The following is a 20,317-nucleotide window of genomic DNA, read 5'->3' as shown; positions in this document are numbered from 1 at the left end:
AGCGGGCCAAGCAGGAATACAATGGTGAGGAAAACAAGCGTTTGAACTTTTTGTGACAAAAAGGAGGTCAAACCGCATGAAGATCACCGGGATCACCTACTTGAAAGTGTCGGTCGTCTATTTCGTTATCGGCATACTGCTCGGCATGTACATGTCCATGAACCACGACTATGACCTGGGGAGCGTCCACGCGCACGTCAATTTGCTGGGATGGGCTTCCTTCGCGCTGGCGGGCGTGATCTACTGGTTGTTCCCCAAGGGAGCGGCCAGTTTCCTGGGCGTTCTCCAATTCTGGACGCACATGATCGGCTTTCCGGTCATGATGGTCGCGCTGGCCATGGTGGTGAAGGGAAACGCCGCCTTTGAGCGGATTACCGCGCTGGGAGCGATCCTGGTGACGGTAAGCGTGCTTCTGTTTGCGGTGAATGTGTTCCTCAACGTTCGACCGGAGCATGGGGCGCGGAAGTAGGGGGAGGCCAAGCCCTGATTTCGGTGCTCGCTACAGACTACAGCATTAGCGTTGCGGCAACCTCGAGCAAATTTGTCAGCGGCCAAGTCCGTTTTGATGAGGTTGGTAGGGTAGGTGAATAAGGGTCTTTTGGGGCGCTATTTTGTCGAATTAGACTCATCTGAACCGAATAGCGGCCTTTTAGGCTCTTATTTTTGGAAAAAAGCCGCCCAAACCCTGATTTGGGGTCCGCACAAGGTAAATAAGGCCCTTTTTGACCGCTATTATGCCCGTGGAGTCGAATCGGACCGAAATAACGGCCCAAAAGGCCGTTATTTAAAATTGGAACTCGCCCGGCGGCGCAGAAGCAAATAAAGAGCAAGCAGATTCAGCATACAAAAAGAAGAAGCCGCGGAAACCGCGGCTTCTTCTTTTTTTCGCAATAACCCGCCCCTGTTACTGCGGGTTGGTCGTCCAGATGCCCGCCGTTTTGACGAAAACACGGCTCGGCAGCTTCAGCGTAGCCAGAGCCAGCTCGGCCACGTCTTCCGGCTGCATCATCCGGTCTTCGTCGCCGATCTTCAGCCCCGTGTTCACGGCCAGCTCGGTGTTCACCGTGCTTGGCGTGAGGGCCACGACGCGGATGTTGGACTTGCGGACCTCCTGCATCAGCGATTCGGTCAGCCCGAGCAGCGCGAACTTCGAGGCGCAGTACGCCGACCCGGTCGCAAAACCGCGTTCGCCCGCCGTGGACGCCACGTTGATGATGTCCCCGCTTTGCTTCTCCAGCAGATGCGGCAGCGCGGCGCGCGTCACATAGTACGTGCCCATAAGGTTTACGTTGATGATCCGCTCCCAGTCGGCCGGATCCATGTCGTTCAGGGTGGCGAACTTGGCCACGCCCGCGTTGTTGATCAGAATGTCGACGGTGCCGAGCGCGCCGATCAACTGGGACACGGCGGCCTCGGCCTCTTCGCGTTTGGATATGTCGGCGGAAGCGATATGTACCTGGATGCCGAATTCGCCGGACAGCTGCTTCTGCAGCGCCTCCAGGTCACTCGTCGTGCGGGCGATCAGGCCCAAGTTGACGCCTTCTTTAGCGAGGGCGGTGGCGACCGCTTTGCCGATCCCTTTACCCGCGCCGGTAATAATGGCGGCTTTGTTTTTTAATTCCATCCTTCTCTACCTCCGGTTTATAATGATGGTGAGACGTAAAGCTCCCCTATATTATAAAGGATACGAAGGTGAAGTACTATTTTGCATAGTGATAGGGAACGGAAACGGGAAGGGTGTGCGGGGGCCCGATGAAAACGGAACGTCTGTTGGCGATGACCGTACTGCTGCTCAATCGCGGCCGGATGAGCGCCAAGGAGCTGGCGGAGCGGTTTGAGGTCTCCGTCAAAACGATATACCGGGACATGGAAACGCTGGGCCGCGCGGGCATCCCGGTCATGGCGCTGCAAGGCGCGTCCGGCGGGTTTGAGATTATGGACCGCTATACTTTGGACAGGCATATGATGACGCCGGAGGAAATCGGCTCGCTGCTGTCCGCCGTAAAGGGGGCGAGCCGGGCGATCCAGGACCGCACCTACGATGACCTGGTGCAGAAGTTCAAAGCGCTGCTCCAATCGGAGGAGGGCCATACCGAAACCAAGGGGGAAACCGTGATCTTTGATTTCCAACCTTGGGGCCAGGGAAGTACGGCCAGGCAAAAACTGGCCCTGCTCCGTCAGGCTATCCGCGAACGCAGGCTCGCCGGCTTGATCTATGTCCGCCAGGATGGGAGCGACGAGAGCCGGACCGTGGAGCCGACGGCTCTGGTCATGAAGGGCGGCGTTTGGTACCTTCAGGCGTTTTGCCGGGAGCGCAACGATTTCCGGACTTTCCGGTTGTCCCGGATGCAGGAGTTGAACCTGCTGGCGGAAACTTTCGAGCTTCGGGAAGCCCCGAGGCTGGACAGCTACGAATGGAACAAGTCCTGGTCGGGCGGGGAAGAGACCGCGGTTCGGCTGGTGTTTCGGGCGGAAGCGCGATACCGGTTCGGGGACACGTTTTTTCCGGAGCAAATCACGGCTCACCCGGACGGCGGTTTTCAAGTGGAAGGCAGCTTTACGGTGGATGAGTGGTTTTGCGGAGTGCTGCTCAGCTACGGCGATCTGGTCAGGGTGGAGCACCCGCCCGCTTTGGCGGAGGAGATCAAATCCCGGGCTGAGCGTATCGTCCGCGTCTATGAAAGCGGAAATTTTTCCGAATCTTAGCGGAATCGAATTTAAACTGGACAGACTGATGTCCAGGTCGCTCCTGTAGAATAAAAATATCTTTGAAGGGAGCGATACAACGATGAATCACGAGCAAGAGTTGCAAGAGTTCAAGCTGGAACGGGAAATTCGGGTGGCCGGGATCTCCGTGCGGACGACCAATGCGGAGGAAGGCGGCCCGGAGGGGCGGCTGCCGGGACTGTGGGACCGCTATTTCCGCGAAGGTGCTCCACATCCGGACAAGCATCAAAATCCGCATCTGCTCTATGCGGTCTATACCGATTACGAAAGCGATGCCTCCGGGGCGTATACGGTGATTCTCGGCCATGAATGGCAGGGGCAGCCGAATGACGGTCCTCAGGAAGCAAACGGGTACGGGGAAGCTCGCCTTGCGGCCGCCAGATATAAAGTGTTTGAAACGCGCCGGGGCCCGGTCTATCAGGTAGTGGGCGAGGCTTGGGGGCGGATTTGGAACTATTTCCAAAACTCGGCCGAGCAGAGGGCTTACACGGCGGATTACGAGCTGTACGATTTGCGGAACTTCGATCCGGAGAATGCGGTCGTATCCATCTACATTGCCTTAAAATCCTAAAAGGTGAGGGGTTCGAGCATGGAATTAATCGAGATGACGCCCGAACGGCTGGATCGGGAGCACATTTGCTGCGCTCTGGGAGCGAAAGCCTACGAGGAGGCGGTAAACAGCAAAAAAAACTGGTTGAAGGACCGGATGGCGGAGGGTCTCACGTTTGTCAGGCTGAACGAGCGGGCCAAAGTGTTCATCGAATACCTGCCTGCCGAGGCGGCCTGGGTTCCCGTGCACGCCCCCAATTATATGATGATCAATTGCTTGTGGGTCAGCGGGAGATATAAAGGCCAGGGCTACGCGCGAAAATTGCTGGAGCGCTGTATGGCGGATGCCCGGGAGCGGGGGATGGACGGCGTGGTCCATATGTTTTCGGACAAAAAGATGCCGTACTTGAGCGAGCGGAAGTTTTTTCTCCATCACGGCTTTGAAGTCGTGGACGAGGCGGAGCCTTACTATGAGCTGGCGGTGTTGAGATGGAACGACGCGGCTCCGCTGCCGTCCTTTAAGGAGACCGCCCGAGCGCTGACCGTGAACGAGGACGGCCTGGTGGTGTATTACACGCCGCAATGCCCGTTTGCCGCCGGGGTGCTGCAGGATTGGCAGGCCGTTGCGGAGGAACGGGGCATCCCGTTTCGGGCGCACCGCATCATGTCGCGGGAAGAGGCGCAGAAGGCGCCCGCGCCTTGGACGACGTTCGCCTTTTTCTACAACGGCCGGTACGTCGGCCATGAAATGATGAGCCGAAAAAAACTGGAACAGATTCTCGAAGGGGTCGCCGGGGAAACCTAAGGCGGGCTCTTTTTTTATAACGGGGGTTGACAATGGTCGAAAAAAGAATTATCTTAATATCAAGATAAACGACATCGAGATAAATCATATTAAGATAAATGAGGAAGCACAATAGGACGGCGAAAAGGAAGGGAGGAGATTTTTATGGATTATGGACAACAGGACGCCCTTGATCTGCACATCGCGCTGTCGCGGGCCAGTCAATGGGTCGGGGCCCACACGGACCGGGATATCCGCCAATACGGACTGACGCGAACGGAGTTCGGGGTGCTGGAACTGCTGTACCACAAAGGGCCGCAGCCGATTCAACAGATCGGCGGCAAAGTCTTAATGAGCAGCGGTAATATTACGTATGTCGTCGACAAGCTGGAGCAGAAAGGCCTCGCCTGCCGCAAAGCCTCCACGGAAGACCGGAGATTGACTTACGCGGAGATTACGGAGAAAGGCTCCCGGTTTATCGAAGAAGTCTTTCCCAAGCATGCGGAAGTCATCGCCCGGGCAACCGCCGGGTTGACGGACGAGGAGAAACGGGTGGCCAGCGCCCTGTTGAAGAAGTTGGGGAAATACGCCCAGGAGGGGTTTAAGTAGCCGGGAGTGATGCCTTGACGGAAGAAGCGAAAGGCCGGTGCCTAAGCGGAGAAAGCTTAGGGCCCTTTTTTAAAACTAATATCTTAATAATGAGATTCTCAATATTGTAACAGTACAAATTCAAAGGAGATGGAATCAATGATGAGTATAGCTATCGGGTTGTTCATTTTGCGTTTGGTGGTCGGATTATCGTTTATGGCGCATGGGGCGCAGAAATTGTTCGGCTGGTTCGGCGGTTACGGTCCAAAAGGAACCGGCGGCTGGATGGAGTCCCTCGGCTTAAAGCCGGGTGTGTTGATGGCGGTGTTGGCCGGGTTGGGCGAGTTTGTCGGCGGTCTGTTGTTTGCCGCCGGGCTGTTGACACCGCTCGGGGCCGCGTTGATCGTGGCAACCATGGTCATGGCGATCGTTACGGTTCACGGCAAGAACGGCTATTGGTCCACGGCGAACGGTTCCGAATATCCTCTGCTTATCATCGCCGTTGCCGTCGCAGTGGGATTAACGGGCGCGGGTGCGTACTCTTTGGACGCTCTGATCTTTTAAGAGGGATTAACTCACTTGGACGAATGATTCTATAAAAATGATTGAAAAAGAGGAGACTATACCATGAGCGAATTTACGGATTTGGTGAAAAGCCGCCGTTCGGCAAGCAAGTTTATCCAGGGCATAGACATTCCGGAGCAGGATTTGAATGAGATGTTCAATCTGGTCAAATACGCCCCTTCGGCATTTAATTTGCAGCATGCCCATTATGTCGTAGTAAAAGATCCGGCACTCAAGGAAAAAGTATACGAGGCGGCCAACAAGCAGTACAAGATTCGTACCGCCTCCGCCGTGATCGCGGTGATGGGAAATCCCGACGCTTACAAAGATGTGGCCATGCTCAACGAGGGCCTGCTTACGCTAGGCGCCATGAGCAAGCAGGAATACGACCTCACGGTTGCGTCGACCCTCGCGTTCTACGAGGAGCGGGGCGAGGTCTTCCAGCGGGAAGAAGCGATCCGCAACGCCAGCTTGTCCGCCATGCAATTGATGCTGATCGCCAAGGACCTTGGGTGGGATACCTGCCCGATGATCGGTTTTGATCCGGCGGCGTTATCCGAGGTACTGGGCACACCGCAGTCCTATGTTCCGGTCATGCTCATCGCGATCGGCAAAGAGGACGCCTCAAGTCAGCGCCCGCGCGGCTACCGCAAGCCGGTGGCCGAATTCGTCAAATATCTATAAGGGGGATGAAAAATATGACACAACGTACCGCAGGAATTCATCACATTACCGCATTTGTACCGGGACCGCAGGAAACCGTCGATTTTTACTCGGGCATTCTGGGCCTGCGCTTGGTTAAGAAAACGATCAACTTTGACGCGCCTGAAGTGTATCATCTGTACTTTGGGGATGAAATGGGTCATCCGGGAACGATCATCACCTTCTTCCCGTGGCCGGGCTCCCGGCGCGGCCGGATCGGCGGAGGCCAAGTCGGCGTAACGACGTATGCGATCCCTCCGGAAACGCTGGATTTTTGGGAGGAACGCTTGCGCCGGTTTAAGGTCTCCGTGGAGAAGAGGGAGAGATTTGGCGAGACCGTGCTTCGCTTCCACGATCCTTCCGGCCTGGTGCTGGAGCTGGTGGAACGGGAGGAAGGGAAGAACAGCGCGTGGTCGTTCGGCGGCATCCCGGCCGACCATGCGATCAAAGGGTTCGGAGGAGCGGTTCTGTACAGTTTGTCCCCCGAGAAAACGGCCCGGTTGTTGGAGCAGGTATTCGGGATGGAAAAAATAGGAGAGGACGGGTCCTACGTCCGATACAAAACGGCCGGAGACTTAGGTAATATTATCGATATCAACGTGAAGCCGGTGGAGCCGGGTAACGGCGGGGCCGGTACCGTACACCATATCGCCTGGCGGGCAAAAGACGACGAAGAACATGCGGCCTGGAGAAACAAATTGGCGGGGCTGGGTTACCAGGTCACCCCAATTGTGGACCGGCAGTATTTCAACGCGGTCTATTTCCGGGAAGAAGGGGGCATTCTGTTCGAAATCGCCACCGATCCGCCTGGATTTGCCCGGGACGAGCCTGTGGACAAGCTGGGCGAGAAGTTAATGCTGCCCGACTGGTACGAGGAGCAGCGGAAGCTGATCGAAGCAAACCTGGAACCGATTGAGGTTCGGATATTGAAGGAGGATCAGGTATGAAGCATATTTTTCAGCAGGGAACCAATTCGGACGCGCCGGTGCTGGTGCTTTTTCACGGCACCGGAGGAACCGAGCGGGATCTCCTGCCGCTGGCCGGCATCATCTCCCCGCAGTCATCGGTGCTGAGCGTCCGGGGAAATGTCCTGGAGAACGGGATGCCGCGGTTTTTCAGACGCCTGTCGGAGGGCGTCTTCGACGAGGAGGACCTGGTGCTGCGAACCGCGGAATTGAACGACTTCCTGAATGAAGCGGCGCAGACCTATGGCTTCAACCGGGGGAACCTGGTCGCGGTCGGCTACTCCAACGGCGCAAATATCGCCGGCAGTCTGCTCTTTCATCACAAAGACGCCTTACGCGGGGCTATTCTGCATCATCCGATGGTGCCGCGGCGCGGGATTGACCTGCCGGCCTTGGACGGAGTTCCCGTCTTCATCGGAGCCGGCAGAAACGACCCGCTTTGTCCGCCGGAGGAGACGGAGGAGTTGGAACGCCTGTTGACGGAAGCGGGGGCCCAGGTGACGGTTCATTGGGAAGTGTCCGGACACCAGCTGTCCGCTTCCGAGATTGACGCCGCCTCGGCATGGTATCAACGGACATTCGCCTAAAATGGCCTGATGAGAGAGGGGGAGGGCAAGCATATGCCGCCGGTTATGCGTTCGATCGACCCCGATCGCCAGAGCGAACGGGACAATTACAAGCTGCTGACGGGGACGATTATTCCGCGGCCGATCGCGTTGGTGACCACGCTGTCCGCCGGCGGGACCCTGAATGCGGCCCCGTTCAGTTATTTCAACATCGTGACGGCCGATCCGCCGATGATTTCGGTCTCCGTCCAGCGCAAGCAGGGACGGTCCAAGGATACGGCCCGCAATGCGCTGGAGCGCGGGGCTTTTGTGGTCCATATCGCGGATGAAGCTTACATCGCGCAGGTCAACGCGACGGCGGCGGCCCTGCCGCCGGAGGAGAGCGAGGCTGCCTTGGCGGGATTGACGCCGGTCGCGAGCGAGTGCATCCCGGTGCCCGGCGTGGCCGAGGCCAAGGTGCGGATGGAGTGCCTGCTGGAGCGGAGCCTTCCGCTCGGCGGCACGGCCGACGCTCCGGCGGCCGACCTGCTGATCGGCCGGGTGGTCCGGTTTCATATCGCGGAGGCGATCTATGAAGACGGACGCATCGACGCCGACGGACTGGGGGCCGTAAGCCGGCTGGCCGGGCAGAATTACGCCCGGATCGGCGGCGTGTTCGCCTTGGAGCGGCCGGAATAGCAGCGAACGGTGTAGCATCGGCCGAAATGGAATCGAAGCGCTCTTCCGCAGCCAAAGGTTGCGGGGGAGCGCTTTTTTGATTACGCTCTTAAAGGGAGCGGGAGTTGCATCGCAAGGCATCGCTTCACAAAGCATCGGACTGGGGGAAGAGACTTACATGTTGGAATGGGCAGAACAGGCCGAGGGGATCTGGCAATATGCCGCTCTATTTCTGCTGGCGGCCGCGCCTTGGCTTGATGTGTTTATCGTGGTTCCGGCCGGAATCGTCTGGGGGTTACAGCCGATCGCCGTCGCCGTCGTAGGATTTGCCGGCAATTTTCTTATGATCGTACTGTTGGGGCTCCTGTTCAATACGTACCGGAACTGGCGCGACAAACGGAGAGCGGCGAAAGGCGTCGCGGCCGAGAACAAAAGGGAGACCCGCGCCAGAAACCTGTGGGAGCGCTACGGCCTGCCCGGGCTGGCGCTGTTGGCGCCGGTGCTGGTCGGCACGGACCTCGCGGCTTTGATGGCGTTGACGTTCGGTTCTTCGCGGACCCGCGTCATCGGCTGGATGGGCGTCAGCCTGGCCGTATGGACCGTCGTCATGACGGTGAGCTCCGTATATGGCTTTAGCTATATTAACTGGATCTAGGCGAGAAAAACTCCTTTTATGAGGAGTTTTTTTTCGTCTGTATATTGGAGCGGGAGCCCCTTATTTTTGTATTCCAACTACCATACAAGTATGGTAGCATATAGTTGTGGTTACGCTTACATTCCGGATATCTGTCAAGTATAAGGAAAGATATCGCCCAAAGGAGCGGATGAACGGATGATGAATGTTCTTTTGGTTGATGATGAGCCGTTGGTTCTGGAGGGGCTCCGGACCATGATCAGGTGGGAGCATTACGGTTTTCAAGTATGCGGCGAGGCCTCCAACGGCTCGGAGGCGTTCGGCTTGATCCAGCGGCTCATGCCCGAACTGGTGCTGACGGACATACGAATGCCGGTGATCGGCGGTCTGGAGCTCATCGAACGTTCGAACCGGGCGCTGAAGCGGCCCCCCAAATTCGTGGTGCTGAGCGGCTACGACGATTTCGGTTACGCCCGGACGGCGATGCGCCAAAGGGTTGCGGAATATTTGCTGAAGCCGGTCGATGAAGAAGAGATCGAGGCGATTTTACGGCGGCTCGGCTCTCAAATCCAGGGGGAACTTGCGGCGGAAGAAGCCCACAGACAGCGGCAGCGGCTGTTCGCGAGCCATATCCTGGGGCGGTTGACGCAGGGCGAGTACAACGAAGACCTGGAACAGCAAGCGATCCGGGGCTTGAACCTTCCGCCCGACGCAGAACTGGTCTGCGTGCTGGTGGACGGCGTGGAGGATTACGCCGAGGTAGAACGTCAATTCCGCGTTCTATTTCCCGAGGAGCCGCTGCGCTCTTTTCAAGATGGCGCGGCCCGCATCGGGTTTATTCTTCCGGCGTCCGTCCATTCGGAACACCGGCTGCAGGAGATTGGCTTACCGCCGAGCCGGCCGTGCGGGAGACCGGGGACGGGTGCCCCTTCGTCGGCGATCGTCGCCGTCAGCGGGAGATCGCAAGGGATCCGCTCGATCCGCGAACTCTATTTGCAGGCGAAGGAGCTCTGCAAGGCGAAACGCTGCGAGGGGAAAGCGGGGCTTTTTTATTTCCGCGACCGGAACACGGCTTCGCCCCGGCAGGACGCACTGCTCAATGAAAAGCTCGGCTGCCTCCTGGACTGCACGGTCGACGGGGACACGGCCAAGCTTGACTCGGCTTTGGATGAGGTTTTCGATGCACTGCTCGGACGCCGGATCGGGCTTGCGGCCGCAAAGGCTCATGTGGCCGATCTGGAATTTCGCCTTTGCCGGGTGGTTCTGGAAATGGAAGGAGCACCGGACGCGTACATGCAGCGCGTACAGGGAAACTGCGGGCGGTTAAGCGAGGTCCGGGATTACCCGGCGTTAAAGCGGTATATCCACGGCCTCTGCCGCGAAGCGGATTCGCTTCTTTCCGAGCTGCGGCTCAAAAACGAAAACAATACGATGTTTCACGTGATTCGGCATGTGGACCGGGAATACCGGAGCAAACTGCAGCTTCAGGACTTAGCCAAGCAATACCACCTGAACGCCACTTACCTCGGCCAACTGTTCAAAAAACAGACGGGCAAAACCTTTAACGAGTATTTGCACGATAAACGCATCGATGAGGCGAAAAGGCTGCTGAAGCGCACGCAGATGAAAATTACGGAGATCGCGCTGCAGGTCGGCTACCCGAACGCGGATTATTTTATAAGCAAATTCAAAAGCAAAACGGGCGTGCTTCCGTCGGCCTATAAGCAAGAGTCGGAGCGGAAGCGGGCGGAATGACTTCCCGGGACGGTGTTCATATGCGGAAAGGAAAGATCGGTTTCACCAAAATCGTCAACGACATCCCTTTGAACTACAAGTTTATTGTGATCTATATTGTCGGCGTGCTGCTGCCGATCGTCGTCATGAATTTGCTCTTTATGGACCGGATGTCCGGTTTGATCCGGGAACGGGAGGAACAGAACCTAGAAATTTCACTGGAACGGGCCAGAAAGGACATTCATGATTTCATCGAAGGCGGGGTGGCCGTCAGCCACGCCTTGAATACCGATAAGACCTTGTATGAGATGCTGGACCGGATTTACAAGGGTTCGCCCGATTTCTACGCGGCGTTCGACGAGCAGCTCAGGCACCGGGTCAGCAGTTATATTCCGGTCAATAACCAGATTTCGCGAATCGATATATTTACGGAGAACCCCACCATCGTTCCGGGCAGCAATTATCACATCATGAATCAGGAGGTCCGGGAGAGCGAATGGTACCGGATGTGGGAAAAATCGGATGCGTCCGTGATGGTGGCGGCCTACCGCGAGAAGCAGGCGGACAACCGGACACTGACGTCCCCCTACTTGAGCGTGATTGAAAACATGGACTATTACAACTATTACCGCACTTTTGACAAGCTGTTACGAATCGATATCGATTTAAACCTGATTTATGATGTGCTCGCGCGCGAAAGGGATTATCTGAATTTATTCCTGGTCAATGAGAACAACGAAGTCATTATGTCCACGGAGGACGGATACCCGCGGGACGCCGCAGAAAGCGCGGGTTATCCGAAGCTTGCGGCGGATTTGGGAGATCGGCAAAGTATAGGGCATTACGAGGTGGCCATTGGAACGGCCAAATATGTCAAAGGATGGCGGCTGATCGGCGTTCCGCAGGGGAATCGGGTCACCAAGGCTATGCTGGACATGCGGCTGTATGTCGGCTTTTTGGCGGCCGCGATTACGTTGATTACGTCGGTTTTTATTTATGTCATGCTGAGATCCTACAATTATCGGGTGAAGCGGCTGTCGCGGCACATGCAGAAGGTGACGAACGAGAAATTTGATCTGATCCGGATGGATGAAGGACGCGATGAAATCGGCGGGCTGATCCGTAACTTTAATATCATGACCTCCAGAATCAATTCCCTGATCAACAATGTGTACAAACTGGAGATTCAGAAGAAGAGCCTGGAGATGGAACGGGTCCGGGCGGAATTAAACTTTCTGCAGAGCCAGATGAACCCTCATTTCCTATTCAATACGCTGAACGCGATTCTGGTCGTGTGCACCAAAAACCAATATGAGGACGTTACCGATATCATCAAAAGCTTATCGAAGCTCCTGCGGAGATTGCTCAGTTGGCAAGAGGATCTGGTGCCCGTGGAAGAAGAGATGAGGTTCATTGAAATGTATCTCAAAATCGAAAAGTTCCGCTTTCGGGACAAATTCGAATTTCAGTGCGAAATTGACGAGGAGGCTCTGCGTTATAAAATCCCCAAAATGAGCATTCAGCCGCTGGTGGAGAATGCCTGCAAGCATGGCATCCAGGCGGTGGAGGGGCGGGGGTTGATCCGGATCCGTGCCTTTGTGGCCGACGGCCGGCTTCGCGTCGTCATTTCCGACAACGGCATCGGAATCGAAGCGGGACGTCTTCGCGAATTGATTCTGTCGGTACGCAACGAGAACGCGTCGGGGAGCAGTATCGGCATCCGCAACGTGTACCGCAGGCTGGAACTGTATTATGACGATCAAGTCCGCTTTGATATCTCCAGTAGCCCGGAAGAGGGGACGACGGTATCGTTCGATATCCCCATCAAGCTCCTTGAACATCAGAATGAAGACAGGAGGGACATCGATGGCGTTTAAAGTGCTGTTGGTCGACGATGAGCCGGGAGCCTTGGAAGGCATGCAGATGTGGATCGACTGGAGAAAACTCGGCTTTGAAATTTGCGGGACCGGTTCGAACGGCAGGGAAGGGCTGCGGTTAATCGAGGAGTTGGAGCCGGATCTGGTCGTCACGGACGTAAATATGCCGGTCATGAACGGGCTGGAAATGATCGAAGCCTGGCAGCGCCACCCGGCCCGCCGAGCGGTGAGCTTTGCCCTGATCAGCGGGTACAGCGAGTTTGAGTATGCTCAAAGGGCGATGCGATTCGGGATTACCCATTATTTGCTCAAACCGGTGGAAGCGGAGGAAGCGGCGGCGGAGCTGGAGCAAATCCGCGGCGAGCTGCTGCGGGAAGCCGAGCGGAGCCGGATCAGCCGGGTTGCGGCCTACGAGGAAACGACGGCCCTGATCCGATCTCTGCTGGCGTCGGACCCTCAGGAGACAAAGAACATCCGTCCATGCCCGCTTCTTGACAGGGTTTCGGCAAGCCGTGCGGCGTGGAACTGCTGCCTCGTTCAAGCCGATGCGGATCGGTTTCCGGAGGCCAGGGAATGGGCGTCCTCTCTGTTGGAGGAGAAGGAGGCCCTATACTTGATCGATCTGGATTACGGCCAGTTCGTGTTGGTATACGGTGAAGGCGCGGAGAAGGCGCCGGGAAAAACGAAATCTTTGAAATCCGGAGACGTCGTGACCGAATTGATCCGCGGGGCTTCAGGACGGCCGGTTTGCCTGGCTTTGGGGGAAAGCCGCAAATCGCTCTACGAAATCGGCCATAGTTATACCACGGCGGCCAGGGCTATGTCCCACCGGTTTTATGAGGAGGGCGATCTTCCGCAAATCTTCACCTATGAGGCCACACGGTCGCTAGGCTTCAGTCAACATTATGATCAAATGCCTCTGATGGACCGGATCATCGAATCCATTCAGCTCATGAAACCGGACGATTTTGAGAAGTCGGTAACCTCGACGGCCCGCAGCTTCCGGGAAAAACGCACGGCTCCCGAGATCGTGGAGAAGGCGGTCATTCACCTGCTGTACAAAACCTCGGAGTATATTCGCGAAATGCTGGGGGACCCGGCGGAAGAGGTCCTCGCTTTGTATCACGTTCCCGGAATGTCGGCCCCTACTACGTTAACGGGAATGATGGGATATTTGAAATCCTTCGGGGAAGCGTGCATCGAGGCGCTCACCCGGGAGCAAGCGCGGAAATCCAAAGGCATCGTGGAAGAAATCAATCAATATATTCGGGAACACTACCGGGAAGCTCTGACCATTAAAAAACTGGCGCAGGTATTCTACCTTCACCCGGTATATTTGGGGCAGCTGCTGATGAAGAAGAACGGGGTCTCTTTTCACGATATGGTTCATGATTTGAGGATTGAAGAAGCACTGGCGCTGCTAAACGAGGGAAGGATGAAAAACTGTGACATTGCGGAACAGGTCGGTTACGCCAACTATGGCCAGTTCCTGAAACAATTTGAAAGAAGACACGGCATGTCTCCCAATGAGTACAAAAACAGGATCTAAAGTTTTTAGGGGTAAGAGCTTTAATTGTGATATAGTTCGGCCTTGAAAACGCTCTTACAATGAGAACAGATACTTGTAAGGGCTTACAATCCCTAACGGTATTCAAATCAATTCGGAGGTGCTTTATATGGGGGGCAAGTCTAAATCAGTACTCCGGCTCAGCATGATCATGCTGTTATCGTTAGGCGTTATCCTATCGGGATGCGGCGGTAACAACGCTTCCAAGGCCGGAAAGAGCAACACCGGAGAACAGGAGGCGGACGGACCGTTTGAAATTACCGCCTTTATCGGAGAAGCCGGTCAGCAGCCCACGCCGGACAACAAGATTTACAAAAAGATTAAGGATGAGCTGGGCGTTACGTTTAAATTCGAATTCCTGGCCGGCGATATCAATCAAAAGCTGGGCGTCATGATCGCGGGCTCCGATTACCCCGATATTATGACCGCCAACACGAAGCTGACGGCGGCCGGCGCTTTTATACCTCTGGAAGACCTCATCGAAGAACATGCACCGAATTTGAAAAAGCACTATGAGAAATATTGGAACATGATGAAAGACCCGAACGACGGGCATATTTACACCCTGCCCAATTACGGAGCTTACAACGGGGAGGTCGCCTCGACCTGGTACTCCGGGCCAGCATTCTGGATTCAAAAGGCGGTGCTGAAGGAATTCGGTTATCCGAAGGTAAAGACACTGGACGAGTATTTCGACTTGATCGCCAAGTACAAGGAGAAGTATCCGACCATCGACGGGAGCCCGACCATCGGCTTCGAAATCCTGAACTATGACTGGAAAAACTGGGGCTTGTTCAATGCGCCGCAGCATTTAATCGGTCATCCGAACGATGGCGGCGTGGTCGTCAAGGACGGGAAAGCGGAGATTTTTGCAAACAAGGACTATGCCAAAAAGTACTACCAGAAGCTGAACGATATGAATCAGCTCGGTCTGATCGACAAAGAGACGTTTACCCAGAACTTCGACCAGTATATGGCGAAAATTTCCAGCGGCACGGTCCTTGGGATGTTCGACCAACACTGGAACTTCCAAAGCGCCGAGAACGCGCTGATTACGCAGGAAAAGCTGGAGCGGACTTACGTGGGACTTCCGCTTGTCTACGATCCGAGTATCCGGGATCATTACCGGGATCGCGCGGCACTAAACCTGAATAACGGATTCGGCATCAGCGTCAACGCCAAGGATCCGGTGCGCATTCTTAAAATGTGGGATCGTCTGATTCAGGAAGATTGGCAGAAAATTTTGACCTGGGGCATCGAAGGCGAAGACTACATTGTCAACGAGAAGGGGCGTTTTCTGAGAACCGAGGAGCAGCGCAAGAAAACAACGGATGCGACTTGGGAGCTGGCGAACAAAGCCAAAACGTTGTATGCGTCCAGTCCAAAGTTGGAGGGCTACTTCAGTGACGGCAACGCCACGGACGCCGCCGCGCAGCCCGAAGAATACCAGGCCGGATTGAAGCCTTATGACAAAGAGTTCCTTGCGGCTTACGGCTTTGAAAGCTATGTGGACTTCTTCAGCGATCCGCCGGAGAATCCGATTTATTACCCGGCCTGGTCCGTCGATCTGGTGGAAGGCTCGGAAGCGAAGATCGTGAACACGAAGCTGAACGACTTGTCGACCAAATACCTGCCGCAGGCGATTTTGGCCAAACCGGGTGAGTTCGATAAGGTGTGGAACGAATATACGGGAGAAATCGGCAAGTTGAACGTGAAGGCCTACGAGGAACGAATCAATGAAGTGCTGCAGTGGAGAATCGATACCTGGACCGTGAAATAACGCTTTGATCCACCGGAAGTGGGAGGCCAAGGAGCCTTCCACTTTCCCAAATACAGGTTCTGTGGGGAGAACAATTATGGATGAGACTTTAACGAAAAGAAGCGCCGTCCGGAACGTGAAAAAGGGAAAAAAACAGCCGTTGACGTGGTCCGTCATCAAAAGCCAAAGACAGCTGATTTATATGTCGGTACCGCTGCTCGCTTATATCATATTGTTTGCTTACGTCCCTGTCTGGGGATGGACGATGGCTTTTCAAAATTACAAACCGGCCCGGGATTTCGCCCAGCAGGAATGGGTGGGCTTCAAGCATTTCAAGTTTCTGTTCTCGGACGACAGCTTTTGGCGGGTGCTGCGCAACACGCTGGGAATGAGCATGATCAATCTGGTTCTCGGTTTTGTGACCGCGATTATTTTGGCGCTGCTGTTGAATGAAATCAAAAAGGTGTTCCTGAAACGGACCGTTCAGACGATCTCGTACCTTCCGCACTTTTTGTCCTGGATTATCGTCACGGGGATCGTGGCGACTTCGCTGGCTTCGGACGGGATCGTCAACGATATTCTGATGAAGCTGCACATCATTAAGGAACCGATCCTATGGCTGAGCGAGGGGAAATATTTCTGGGGCGTTGTCGGCGCCTCGCATGTCTGGAAGGAAGTCGGTTGGAACACGATTATTTATCTGGCCGCCATCGCTTCCATTGACCCGGCCTTATATGAAGCCGCCGAAATCGACGGGGCCAGCCGCTACCGGAAAATGATGCATGTAACGATCCCCGGAATCAAGGCCACGATCGTGATCCTGCTAATCATGTCCGTGGGCCATATCCTGGAGGCCGGCTTTGAAGTCCAATACCTGTTAGGCAACGGCCTTGTGGTGGACTGGTCGGAAACGATCGACATCTTCGTCCTGAAATACGGTATTGCCCAGGGCAACTACTCCCTGGCTACCGCCGGCGGTATATTCAAAACGGTCGTTAGCGTAACCATGCTGCTTATCGCAAACTGGACCGCCAAGCGACTAGGGGAAGAGAGGCTGTTATAAGCATGGATAATCAAACGATCAGCCCGCGGCAGATGTCTGCCGCCGCCGTAAACCGCCGGATGGGGAGAGGCCGGTTGGAGCCGATTCTTTTTAACACCTTTAACGCCATATTTATGACCCTGCTTGTCATCGTTACACTATATCCCTTTTTGAACACGATCGTCGTTTCCTTCAACGCCGGGAACGATACGATCCGGGGCGGGCTCTATCTGTGGCCCAGAGAATTTACGCTGCAAAATTACAAAGCCGTGTTCGTATCGGGGACGATTTACAACGCTTTTCTCATCTCGGTGGCAAGAACGGTGCTGTCCACGCTGCTCAACATCTTTTTGACGTCGATGCTGGCCTATACGCTAAGCCGCCGGGAGTACGTGTTCCGCAAGCCGATTACATTTATCTTCGTACTGACGATGTATTTCAACGCCGGTTTGATCCCCGGCTACTTCCTGATGAAGGACTTGAACTTGATCAACAGCTTCTGGGTTTATGTTCTGCCCTCCATGATCAGCGCCTTCAACCTGATCGTCATCCGGACTTATATCGGAACGATCCCCGAAAGTCTGGTCGAATCGGCAAGAATCGACGGGGCGGGAGACTTCAAAATTTTCTGGCGGATCATCTTCCCGCTGTGTAAGCCCGTGCTCGCTACAATTGCCTTGTTCGTCGCCGTAGGCGCCTGGAATTCCTGGTTCGACGCTTTCCTGTTCACCTCCTCCAGGCAGGAGCTGAGTACGATGCAGTACGAGTTGATGAAGCTGCTCTCGTCCAGCATGAACGCCAACAGCAATCCGGCTGTGGCGGCCGGGGCGGGGATGACGCAGGATGCGGCGGCTTCCATGGTAACCCCGCTGTCCATTCGCGCCGCCGTTACGGTGGTCGCTTCCGTGCCGATTCTTCTGGTGTATCCGTTCATGCAAAAGTACTTTGTCGTCGGACTTAACGTGGGGAGTGTAAAAGAATAGATGAACAAGCATTTCAATGCGATATCGTATACCAATCCGATTCTTCCCGGCTTCTACCCCGACCCGAGCATCACGCGGGCCGGGGATGACTTTTATCTGATCTGCAGCTCCTTCGAGTATTTCCCGGGCGTCCCGATTTTCCGCAGCCGGGATTTGATCCATTGGGAACAGATCGGGCACGTACTGGACCGGATCGGGCAGTTGGATTTGCGGGGCCGCCGGAGTTCCGACGGCATTTACGCCCCAACGCTGCGCTACCATGACGGTGTCTTTTACATGATTACGACCGATGTTCGGGGGATCGGGAACTTTTACGTGACGGCGACCGATCCGGCAGGCCCATGGTCCGATCCGATTCCCGTTCCCTATGGCGGGATCGACCCGTCCCTGATGTTTGACGATGACGGCCGGGGTTTACGTCACCGCCCAACAGGGAGCGGATTACGACTCCCATGTCATCCAGTACGAGATCGACATTGAAACGGGCCGCGCCCTGACCGAACCGGCCGTAATCTGGCGGGGAGACGGAGGCCCGTGGACGGAAGGGCCGCATCTGTATAAAATCGGCGGCTTCTACTATATCATGACCGCGTCGGGCGGAACGGCCAAAGAGCATCGGGAAATTATCGGGCGGAGCTCCCATCCCTACGGACCGTTTGAAATGTGCCCGCAGCCGATTTTGACGCATCGGGGGATCGACCACCCCATCCAGTACTTGGGGCACGCGGACTTGATTGAAGACCCGAGCGGCGGCTGGTGGGCCGTGTTCCTCGGCGTTCGACTGGTCGGCGACGGCTACAGCGTCCTGGGCCGGGAGACTTTTTTGGCGCCGGTGCACTGGAGTGAAGACGGGTGGCCGATGATCGACAACAACGAGGGCCTCGTCAACCTGGAAATGAACGTGCCGCGAATCCCGGGCGCCCCTTCCCCGCTTGCAGCGAAAGCCTAGGGCAGGGACGACTTCGACGGCGGCCGCTTGGATCCGGCCTGGACCTTCCTGCGGAATCCCGCGGAAGGAAGCTGGTCGCTCGCGGAACGCCCGGGTTGGCTTACGCTGCGGGGGCAGGCCGCGGGCTTGAACGATGTCGGCCAGGTGGCGTTCGTCGGCCGCAGACAGCGGCAAGTCCGGGCCGCTTGGAGCGCCTGCCTGGAATTCGATCCGCTCGAAGATGGGGAGGAAGCGGGAATATGCGCGCGGAGAGATGAGGACGCGCATTATGAAATCTTCCTCAGCATGCAGGACGGTAAAAGAAAGATCGCCGCGCGTTTGACGGCTCGGGGACAAACGGTCAAAGAGGCGGCGGTCGAGACGGAGGCGGGACGCGTCCGGCTGAAAATCACCGCGGACTCGGAGGAATACGCCCTGCTATATTCGCTGGAGGACGGGGTTTGGGTTCGGCTGGCGGCGGGTTCCGCCCGGGGGCTCTCGCCCGAGGACTTCGTGAATAAAATGTGTTTTACCGGCGTAGTGGTCGGTCTGTACGCGACCGGTAACGGGAAAGGCAGCGCAGCCCCGGCCCGGTTTGACTGGTTTGAGCAGCGAACGGAATAAAGGGAGTAAACTCGAAGGTTCACATCATATATTCTTGAGGAGGGGCTTATGGATCACCTGAAGCGGACGGAAACGCCATTGAAGCAGCTGTTCCAGGAAGATTTTAAAATCGGAGCCGCGGTAAACCCGCGGACGATCGTTTCGCAGGAGGCGTTGCTGGCCCGGCATTTTAACAGCATCACGGCAGAGAACGAAATGAAGTTTGCCAGCGTTCATCCGGAGGAGGAGGTGTACACCTTCGAGGAGGCCGACCTTTTGGCGGCCTTTGCCCGGAAGCACGGCATGGCCTTGCGCGGACACACCTTGGTGTGGCACAACCAGACGACGGACTGGATCTTTCGAGATCGGAAGGGGGATTCGGTAAACAGGGAGGTTCTGCTGGAGCGGGTGCGCGCTCATATTCATACGGTGGTCGGCCGTTATAAAGGAGATATTTATGCCTGGGACGTTGTGAATGAGGCGATCGCCGACGAAGGCGCCGAACTCTTGCGCTCTTCCCGTTGGCTGGATATTGCGGGGCCGGATTTCATCGCCAAAGCCTTTGAATTTGCCCATGAGGCCGACCCGGATGCGCTTCTGTTCTATAATGATTACAACGAATCGCATCCGCAAAAGCGCGATAAAATTTACGCGTTGGTCAAGTCTTTGCTGGATCGGGACATCCCGATCCACGGCATCGGCCTGCAGGCGCATTGGAACCTCTATGACCCCGCCCTGGAGGATATCCGCGCCGCGATCGAAAAGTACGCTTCCCTCGGCTTGCAGCTCCAACTCACGGAGCTGGACATATCGGTCTTCCGCTTCGACGACAAGCGGACCGACTTGAAAGAGCCGACGCCGGACATGCTGGAGACCCAGGCGGAGCGGTATGAGGCGGTCTTCCGTTTGCTTAAGGAGTATCGGAACGAAATTACAGCCGTCACATTTTGGGGAGCCGCGGACGATTATACGTGGCTGGACGATTTCCCGGTACGAGGCCGGAAAAACTGGCCGTTCCTGTTCGACGCCGAGCACCGTCCGAAACCGGCCTATGACCGGATCGCCGCTCTTTAGCTAACGGTGAATGG

The 20,317-nt window shown here is 55.9% G+C and carries 20 protein-coding genes and 1 pseudogene; 20 read left to right on the top strand and 1 reads right to left on the bottom strand.

Annotation, left to right across the window (positions count from 1 at the left end):
• The first annotated feature begins 76 nt into the window (after window positions 1-76).
• Both FRY98_RS15255 and FRY98_RS15250 read left to right on the top strand, forming a co-directional pair.
• A complete protein-coding gene (locus FRY98_RS15255; RefSeq protein ID WP_148453443.1) occupies window positions 77-469 on the top strand; it encodes a heme-copper oxidase family protein in 393 nt (130 codons plus the stop codon).
• Window positions 470-583: 114 nt separating this feature from the next.
• Window positions 584-823, top strand: coding sequence for a hypothetical protein (locus FRY98_RS15250; RefSeq protein WP_148453441.1), 240 nt, complete (start codon window positions 584-586; stop codon window positions 821-823).
• 81 nt (window positions 824-904) lie between these two features.
• Here FRY98_RS15250 and FRY98_RS15245 read toward each other — a convergent pair whose 3' ends face one another.
• Window positions 905-1,624: a 3-ketoacyl-ACP reductase gene (locus tag FRY98_RS15245; RefSeq protein WP_148453436.1), complete on the bottom strand. Its 720-nt coding sequence runs from the start codon at window positions 1,622-1,624 to the stop codon at window positions 905-907.
• A gap of 128 nt (window positions 1,625-1,752) precedes the next feature.
• Here FRY98_RS15245 and FRY98_RS15240 point away from each other — a divergent pair, with 128 nt between their 5' ends.
• The 18 genes and pseudogenes from FRY98_RS15240 to FRY98_RS15155 all read left to right on the top strand — a co-directional run bounded on the left by FRY98_RS15240 (window position 1,753) and on the right by FRY98_RS15155 (window position 20,303).
• Entirely contained in the window at window positions 1,753-2,706 is a 954-nt protein-coding gene (locus tag FRY98_RS15240; RefSeq protein ID WP_148453433.1) for a helix-turn-helix transcriptional regulator, read from the top strand.
• A gap of 82 nt (window positions 2,707-2,788) precedes the next feature.
• Window positions 2,789-3,298 carry a GyrI-like domain-containing protein gene (locus FRY98_RS15235; protein ID WP_148453431.1) on the top strand — a complete coding sequence of 170 codons (510 nt, stop codon included), beginning with the start codon at window positions 2,789-2,791 and terminating at the stop codon, window positions 3,296-3,298.
• A gap of 18 nt (window positions 3,299-3,316) precedes the next feature.
• A complete protein-coding gene (locus tag FRY98_RS15230) occupies window positions 3,317-4,081 on the top strand; it encodes a GNAT family N-acetyltransferase (protein WP_148453428.1) in 765 nt (254 codons plus the stop codon).
• Window positions 4,082-4,225: 144 nt separating this feature from the next.
• Window positions 4,226-4,669, top strand: coding sequence for a MarR family winged helix-turn-helix transcriptional regulator (locus FRY98_RS15225; RefSeq protein WP_148453425.1), 444 nt, complete (start codon window positions 4,226-4,228; stop codon window positions 4,667-4,669).
• A 141-nt stretch (window positions 4,670-4,810) separates the two neighbouring features.
• Complete coding sequence (locus FRY98_RS15220; RefSeq protein WP_148454513.1) at window positions 4,811-5,212, top strand: DoxX family protein; 402 nt, start codon at window positions 4,811-4,813, stop codon at window positions 5,210-5,212.
• 63 nt (window positions 5,213-5,275) lie between these two features.
• Window positions 5,276-5,896, top strand: a complete 621-nt coding sequence (locus FRY98_RS15215; RefSeq protein ID WP_148453422.1) for a nitroreductase family protein — start codon at window positions 5,276-5,278, stop codon at window positions 5,894-5,896.
• A 14-nt stretch (window positions 5,897-5,910) separates the two neighbouring features.
• Window positions 5,911-6,861 carry a ring-cleaving dioxygenase gene (locus FRY98_RS15210; protein ID WP_148453419.1) on the top strand — a complete coding sequence of 317 codons (951 nt, stop codon included), beginning with the start codon at window positions 5,911-5,913 and terminating at the stop codon, window positions 6,859-6,861.
• Entirely contained in the window at window positions 6,858-7,466 is a 609-nt protein-coding gene (locus tag FRY98_RS15205; RefSeq protein WP_148453416.1) for an alpha/beta hydrolase, read from the top strand. Before FRY98_RS15210 ends, FRY98_RS15205 begins: the two co-directional genes overlap by 4 nt.
• 45 nt (window positions 7,467-7,511) lie before the next feature.
• Window positions 7,512-8,123: a flavin reductase family protein gene (locus FRY98_RS15200; RefSeq protein ID WP_148454511.1), complete on the top strand. Its 612-nt coding sequence runs from the start codon at window positions 7,512-7,514 to the stop codon at window positions 8,121-8,123.
• A 157-nt stretch (window positions 8,124-8,280) separates the two neighbouring features.
• Window positions 8,281-8,757: a small multi-drug export protein gene (locus FRY98_RS15195; RefSeq protein WP_148454509.1), complete on the top strand. Its 477-nt coding sequence runs from the start codon at window positions 8,281-8,283 to the stop codon at window positions 8,755-8,757.
• A gap of 177 nt (window positions 8,758-8,934) precedes the next feature.
• On the top strand, window positions 8,935-10,491 hold the full coding sequence (locus FRY98_RS15190) for a helix-turn-helix domain-containing protein (RefSeq protein ID WP_148453415.1): 1,557 nt from the start codon (window positions 8,935-8,937) through the stop codon (window positions 10,489-10,491).
• Between the two features lie 20 nt (window positions 10,492-10,511).
• Entirely contained in the window at window positions 10,512-12,347 is a 1,836-nt protein-coding gene (locus FRY98_RS15185) for a sensor histidine kinase (RefSeq protein ID WP_148453412.1), read from the top strand.
• Window positions 12,337-13,896, top strand: coding sequence for a response regulator transcription factor (locus FRY98_RS15180; protein ID WP_148453409.1), 1,560 nt, complete (start codon window positions 12,337-12,339; stop codon window positions 13,894-13,896). The genes FRY98_RS15185 and FRY98_RS15180 overlap by 11 nt, the downstream gene beginning before the upstream one ends.
• Window positions 13,897-14,023: 127 nt before the next feature.
• A complete protein-coding gene (locus FRY98_RS15175) occupies window positions 14,024-15,694 on the top strand; it encodes an ABC transporter substrate-binding protein (RefSeq protein ID WP_148453406.1) in 1,671 nt (556 codons plus the stop codon).
• Between the two features lie 76 nt (window positions 15,695-15,770).
• On the top strand, window positions 15,771-16,736 hold the full coding sequence (locus tag FRY98_RS15170) for an ABC transporter permease (RefSeq protein ID WP_148453403.1): 966 nt from the start codon (window positions 15,771-15,773) through the stop codon (window positions 16,734-16,736).
• 2 nt (window positions 16,737-16,738) lie between these two features.
• Window positions 16,739-17,698 carry a carbohydrate ABC transporter permease gene (locus FRY98_RS15165; protein WP_148453400.1) on the top strand — a complete coding sequence of 320 codons (960 nt, stop codon included), beginning with the start codon at window positions 16,739-16,741 and terminating at the stop codon, window positions 17,696-17,698.
• Window positions 17,699-19,250 (top strand): annotated as a pseudogene (locus FRY98_RS15160) (glycoside hydrolase family 43 protein). It begins immediately after the preceding gene.
• 48 nt (window positions 19,251-19,298) lie between these two features.
• A complete protein-coding gene (locus FRY98_RS15155) occupies window positions 19,299-20,303 on the top strand; it encodes an endo-1,4-beta-xylanase (protein WP_148453397.1) in 1,005 nt (334 codons plus the stop codon).
• The last annotated feature ends 14 nt before the right edge of the window (window positions 20,304-20,317 follow it).

Source organism: Paenibacillus faecis (genome assembly GCF_008084145.1).
GTDB lineage: Bacteria > Bacillota > Bacilli > Paenibacillales > Paenibacillaceae > Fontibacillus > Fontibacillus faecis.
Note: the sequence above shows the minus strand (reverse complement) of the source record. Positions and strands in the feature narration are given on the sequence as shown.

Bases quoted from the DNA above. Each gene is read 5' to 3' on its own strand.
- FRY98_RS15245 (WP_148453436.1), bottom strand. From the start codon at position 1,624: ATGGAATTAAAAAACAAAGCCGCCATTATTACCGGCGCGGGTAAAGGG.
- FRY98_RS15240 (WP_148453433.1), top strand. From the start codon at position 1,753: ATGAAAACGGAACGTCTGTTGGCGATGACCGTACTGCTGCTCAATCGC.
- FRY98_RS15185 (WP_148453412.1), top strand. From the start codon at position 10,512: ATGCGGAAAGGAAAGATCGGTTTCACCAAAATCGTCAACGACATCCCT.
- FRY98_RS15175 (WP_148453406.1), top strand. From the start codon at position 14,024: ATGGGGGGCAAGTCTAAATCAGTACTCCGGCTCAGCATGATCATGCTG.
- FRY98_RS15190 (WP_148453415.1), top strand. From the start codon at position 8,935: ATGATGAATGTTCTTTTGGTTGATGATGAGCCGTTGGTTCTGGAGGGG.
- FRY98_RS15215 (WP_148453422.1), top strand. From the start codon at position 5,276: ATGAGCGAATTTACGGATTTGGTGAAAAGCCGCCGTTCGGCAAGCAAG.
- FRY98_RS15210 (WP_148453419.1), top strand. From the start codon at position 5,911: ATGACACAACGTACCGCAGGAATTCATCACATTACCGCATTTGTACCG.
- FRY98_RS15200 (WP_148454511.1), top strand. From the start codon at position 7,512: ATGCGTTCGATCGACCCCGATCGCCAGAGCGAACGGGACAATTACAAG.
- FRY98_RS15180 (WP_148453409.1), top strand. From the start codon at position 12,337: ATGGCGTTTAAAGTGCTGTTGGTCGACGATGAGCCGGGAGCCTTGGAA.
- FRY98_RS15235 (WP_148453431.1), top strand. From the start codon at position 2,789: ATGAATCACGAGCAAGAGTTGCAAGAGTTCAAGCTGGAACGGGAAATT.
- FRY98_RS15205 (WP_148453416.1), top strand. From the start codon at position 6,858: ATGAAGCATATTTTTCAGCAGGGAACCAATTCGGACGCGCCGGTGCTG.
- FRY98_RS15255 (WP_148453443.1), top strand. From the start codon at position 77: ATGAAGATCACCGGGATCACCTACTTGAAAGTGTCGGTCGTCTATTTC.
- FRY98_RS15195 (WP_148454509.1), top strand. From the start codon at position 8,281: ATGTTGGAATGGGCAGAACAGGCCGAGGGGATCTGGCAATATGCCGCT.
- FRY98_RS15170 (WP_148453403.1), top strand. From the start codon at position 15,771: ATGGATGAGACTTTAACGAAAAGAAGCGCCGTCCGGAACGTGAAAAAG.
- FRY98_RS15230 (WP_148453428.1), top strand. From the start codon at position 3,317: ATGGAATTAATCGAGATGACGCCCGAACGGCTGGATCGGGAGCACATT.
- FRY98_RS15165 (WP_148453400.1), top strand. From the start codon at position 16,739: ATGGATAATCAAACGATCAGCCCGCGGCAGATGTCTGCCGCCGCCGTA.
- FRY98_RS15225 (WP_148453425.1), top strand. From the start codon at position 4,226: ATGGATTATGGACAACAGGACGCCCTTGATCTGCACATCGCGCTGTCG.
- FRY98_RS15155 (WP_148453397.1), top strand. From the start codon at position 19,299: ATGGATCACCTGAAGCGGACGGAAACGCCATTGAAGCAGCTGTTCCAG.
- FRY98_RS15220 (WP_148454513.1), top strand. From the start codon at position 4,811: ATGAGTATAGCTATCGGGTTGTTCATTTTGCGTTTGGTGGTCGGATTA.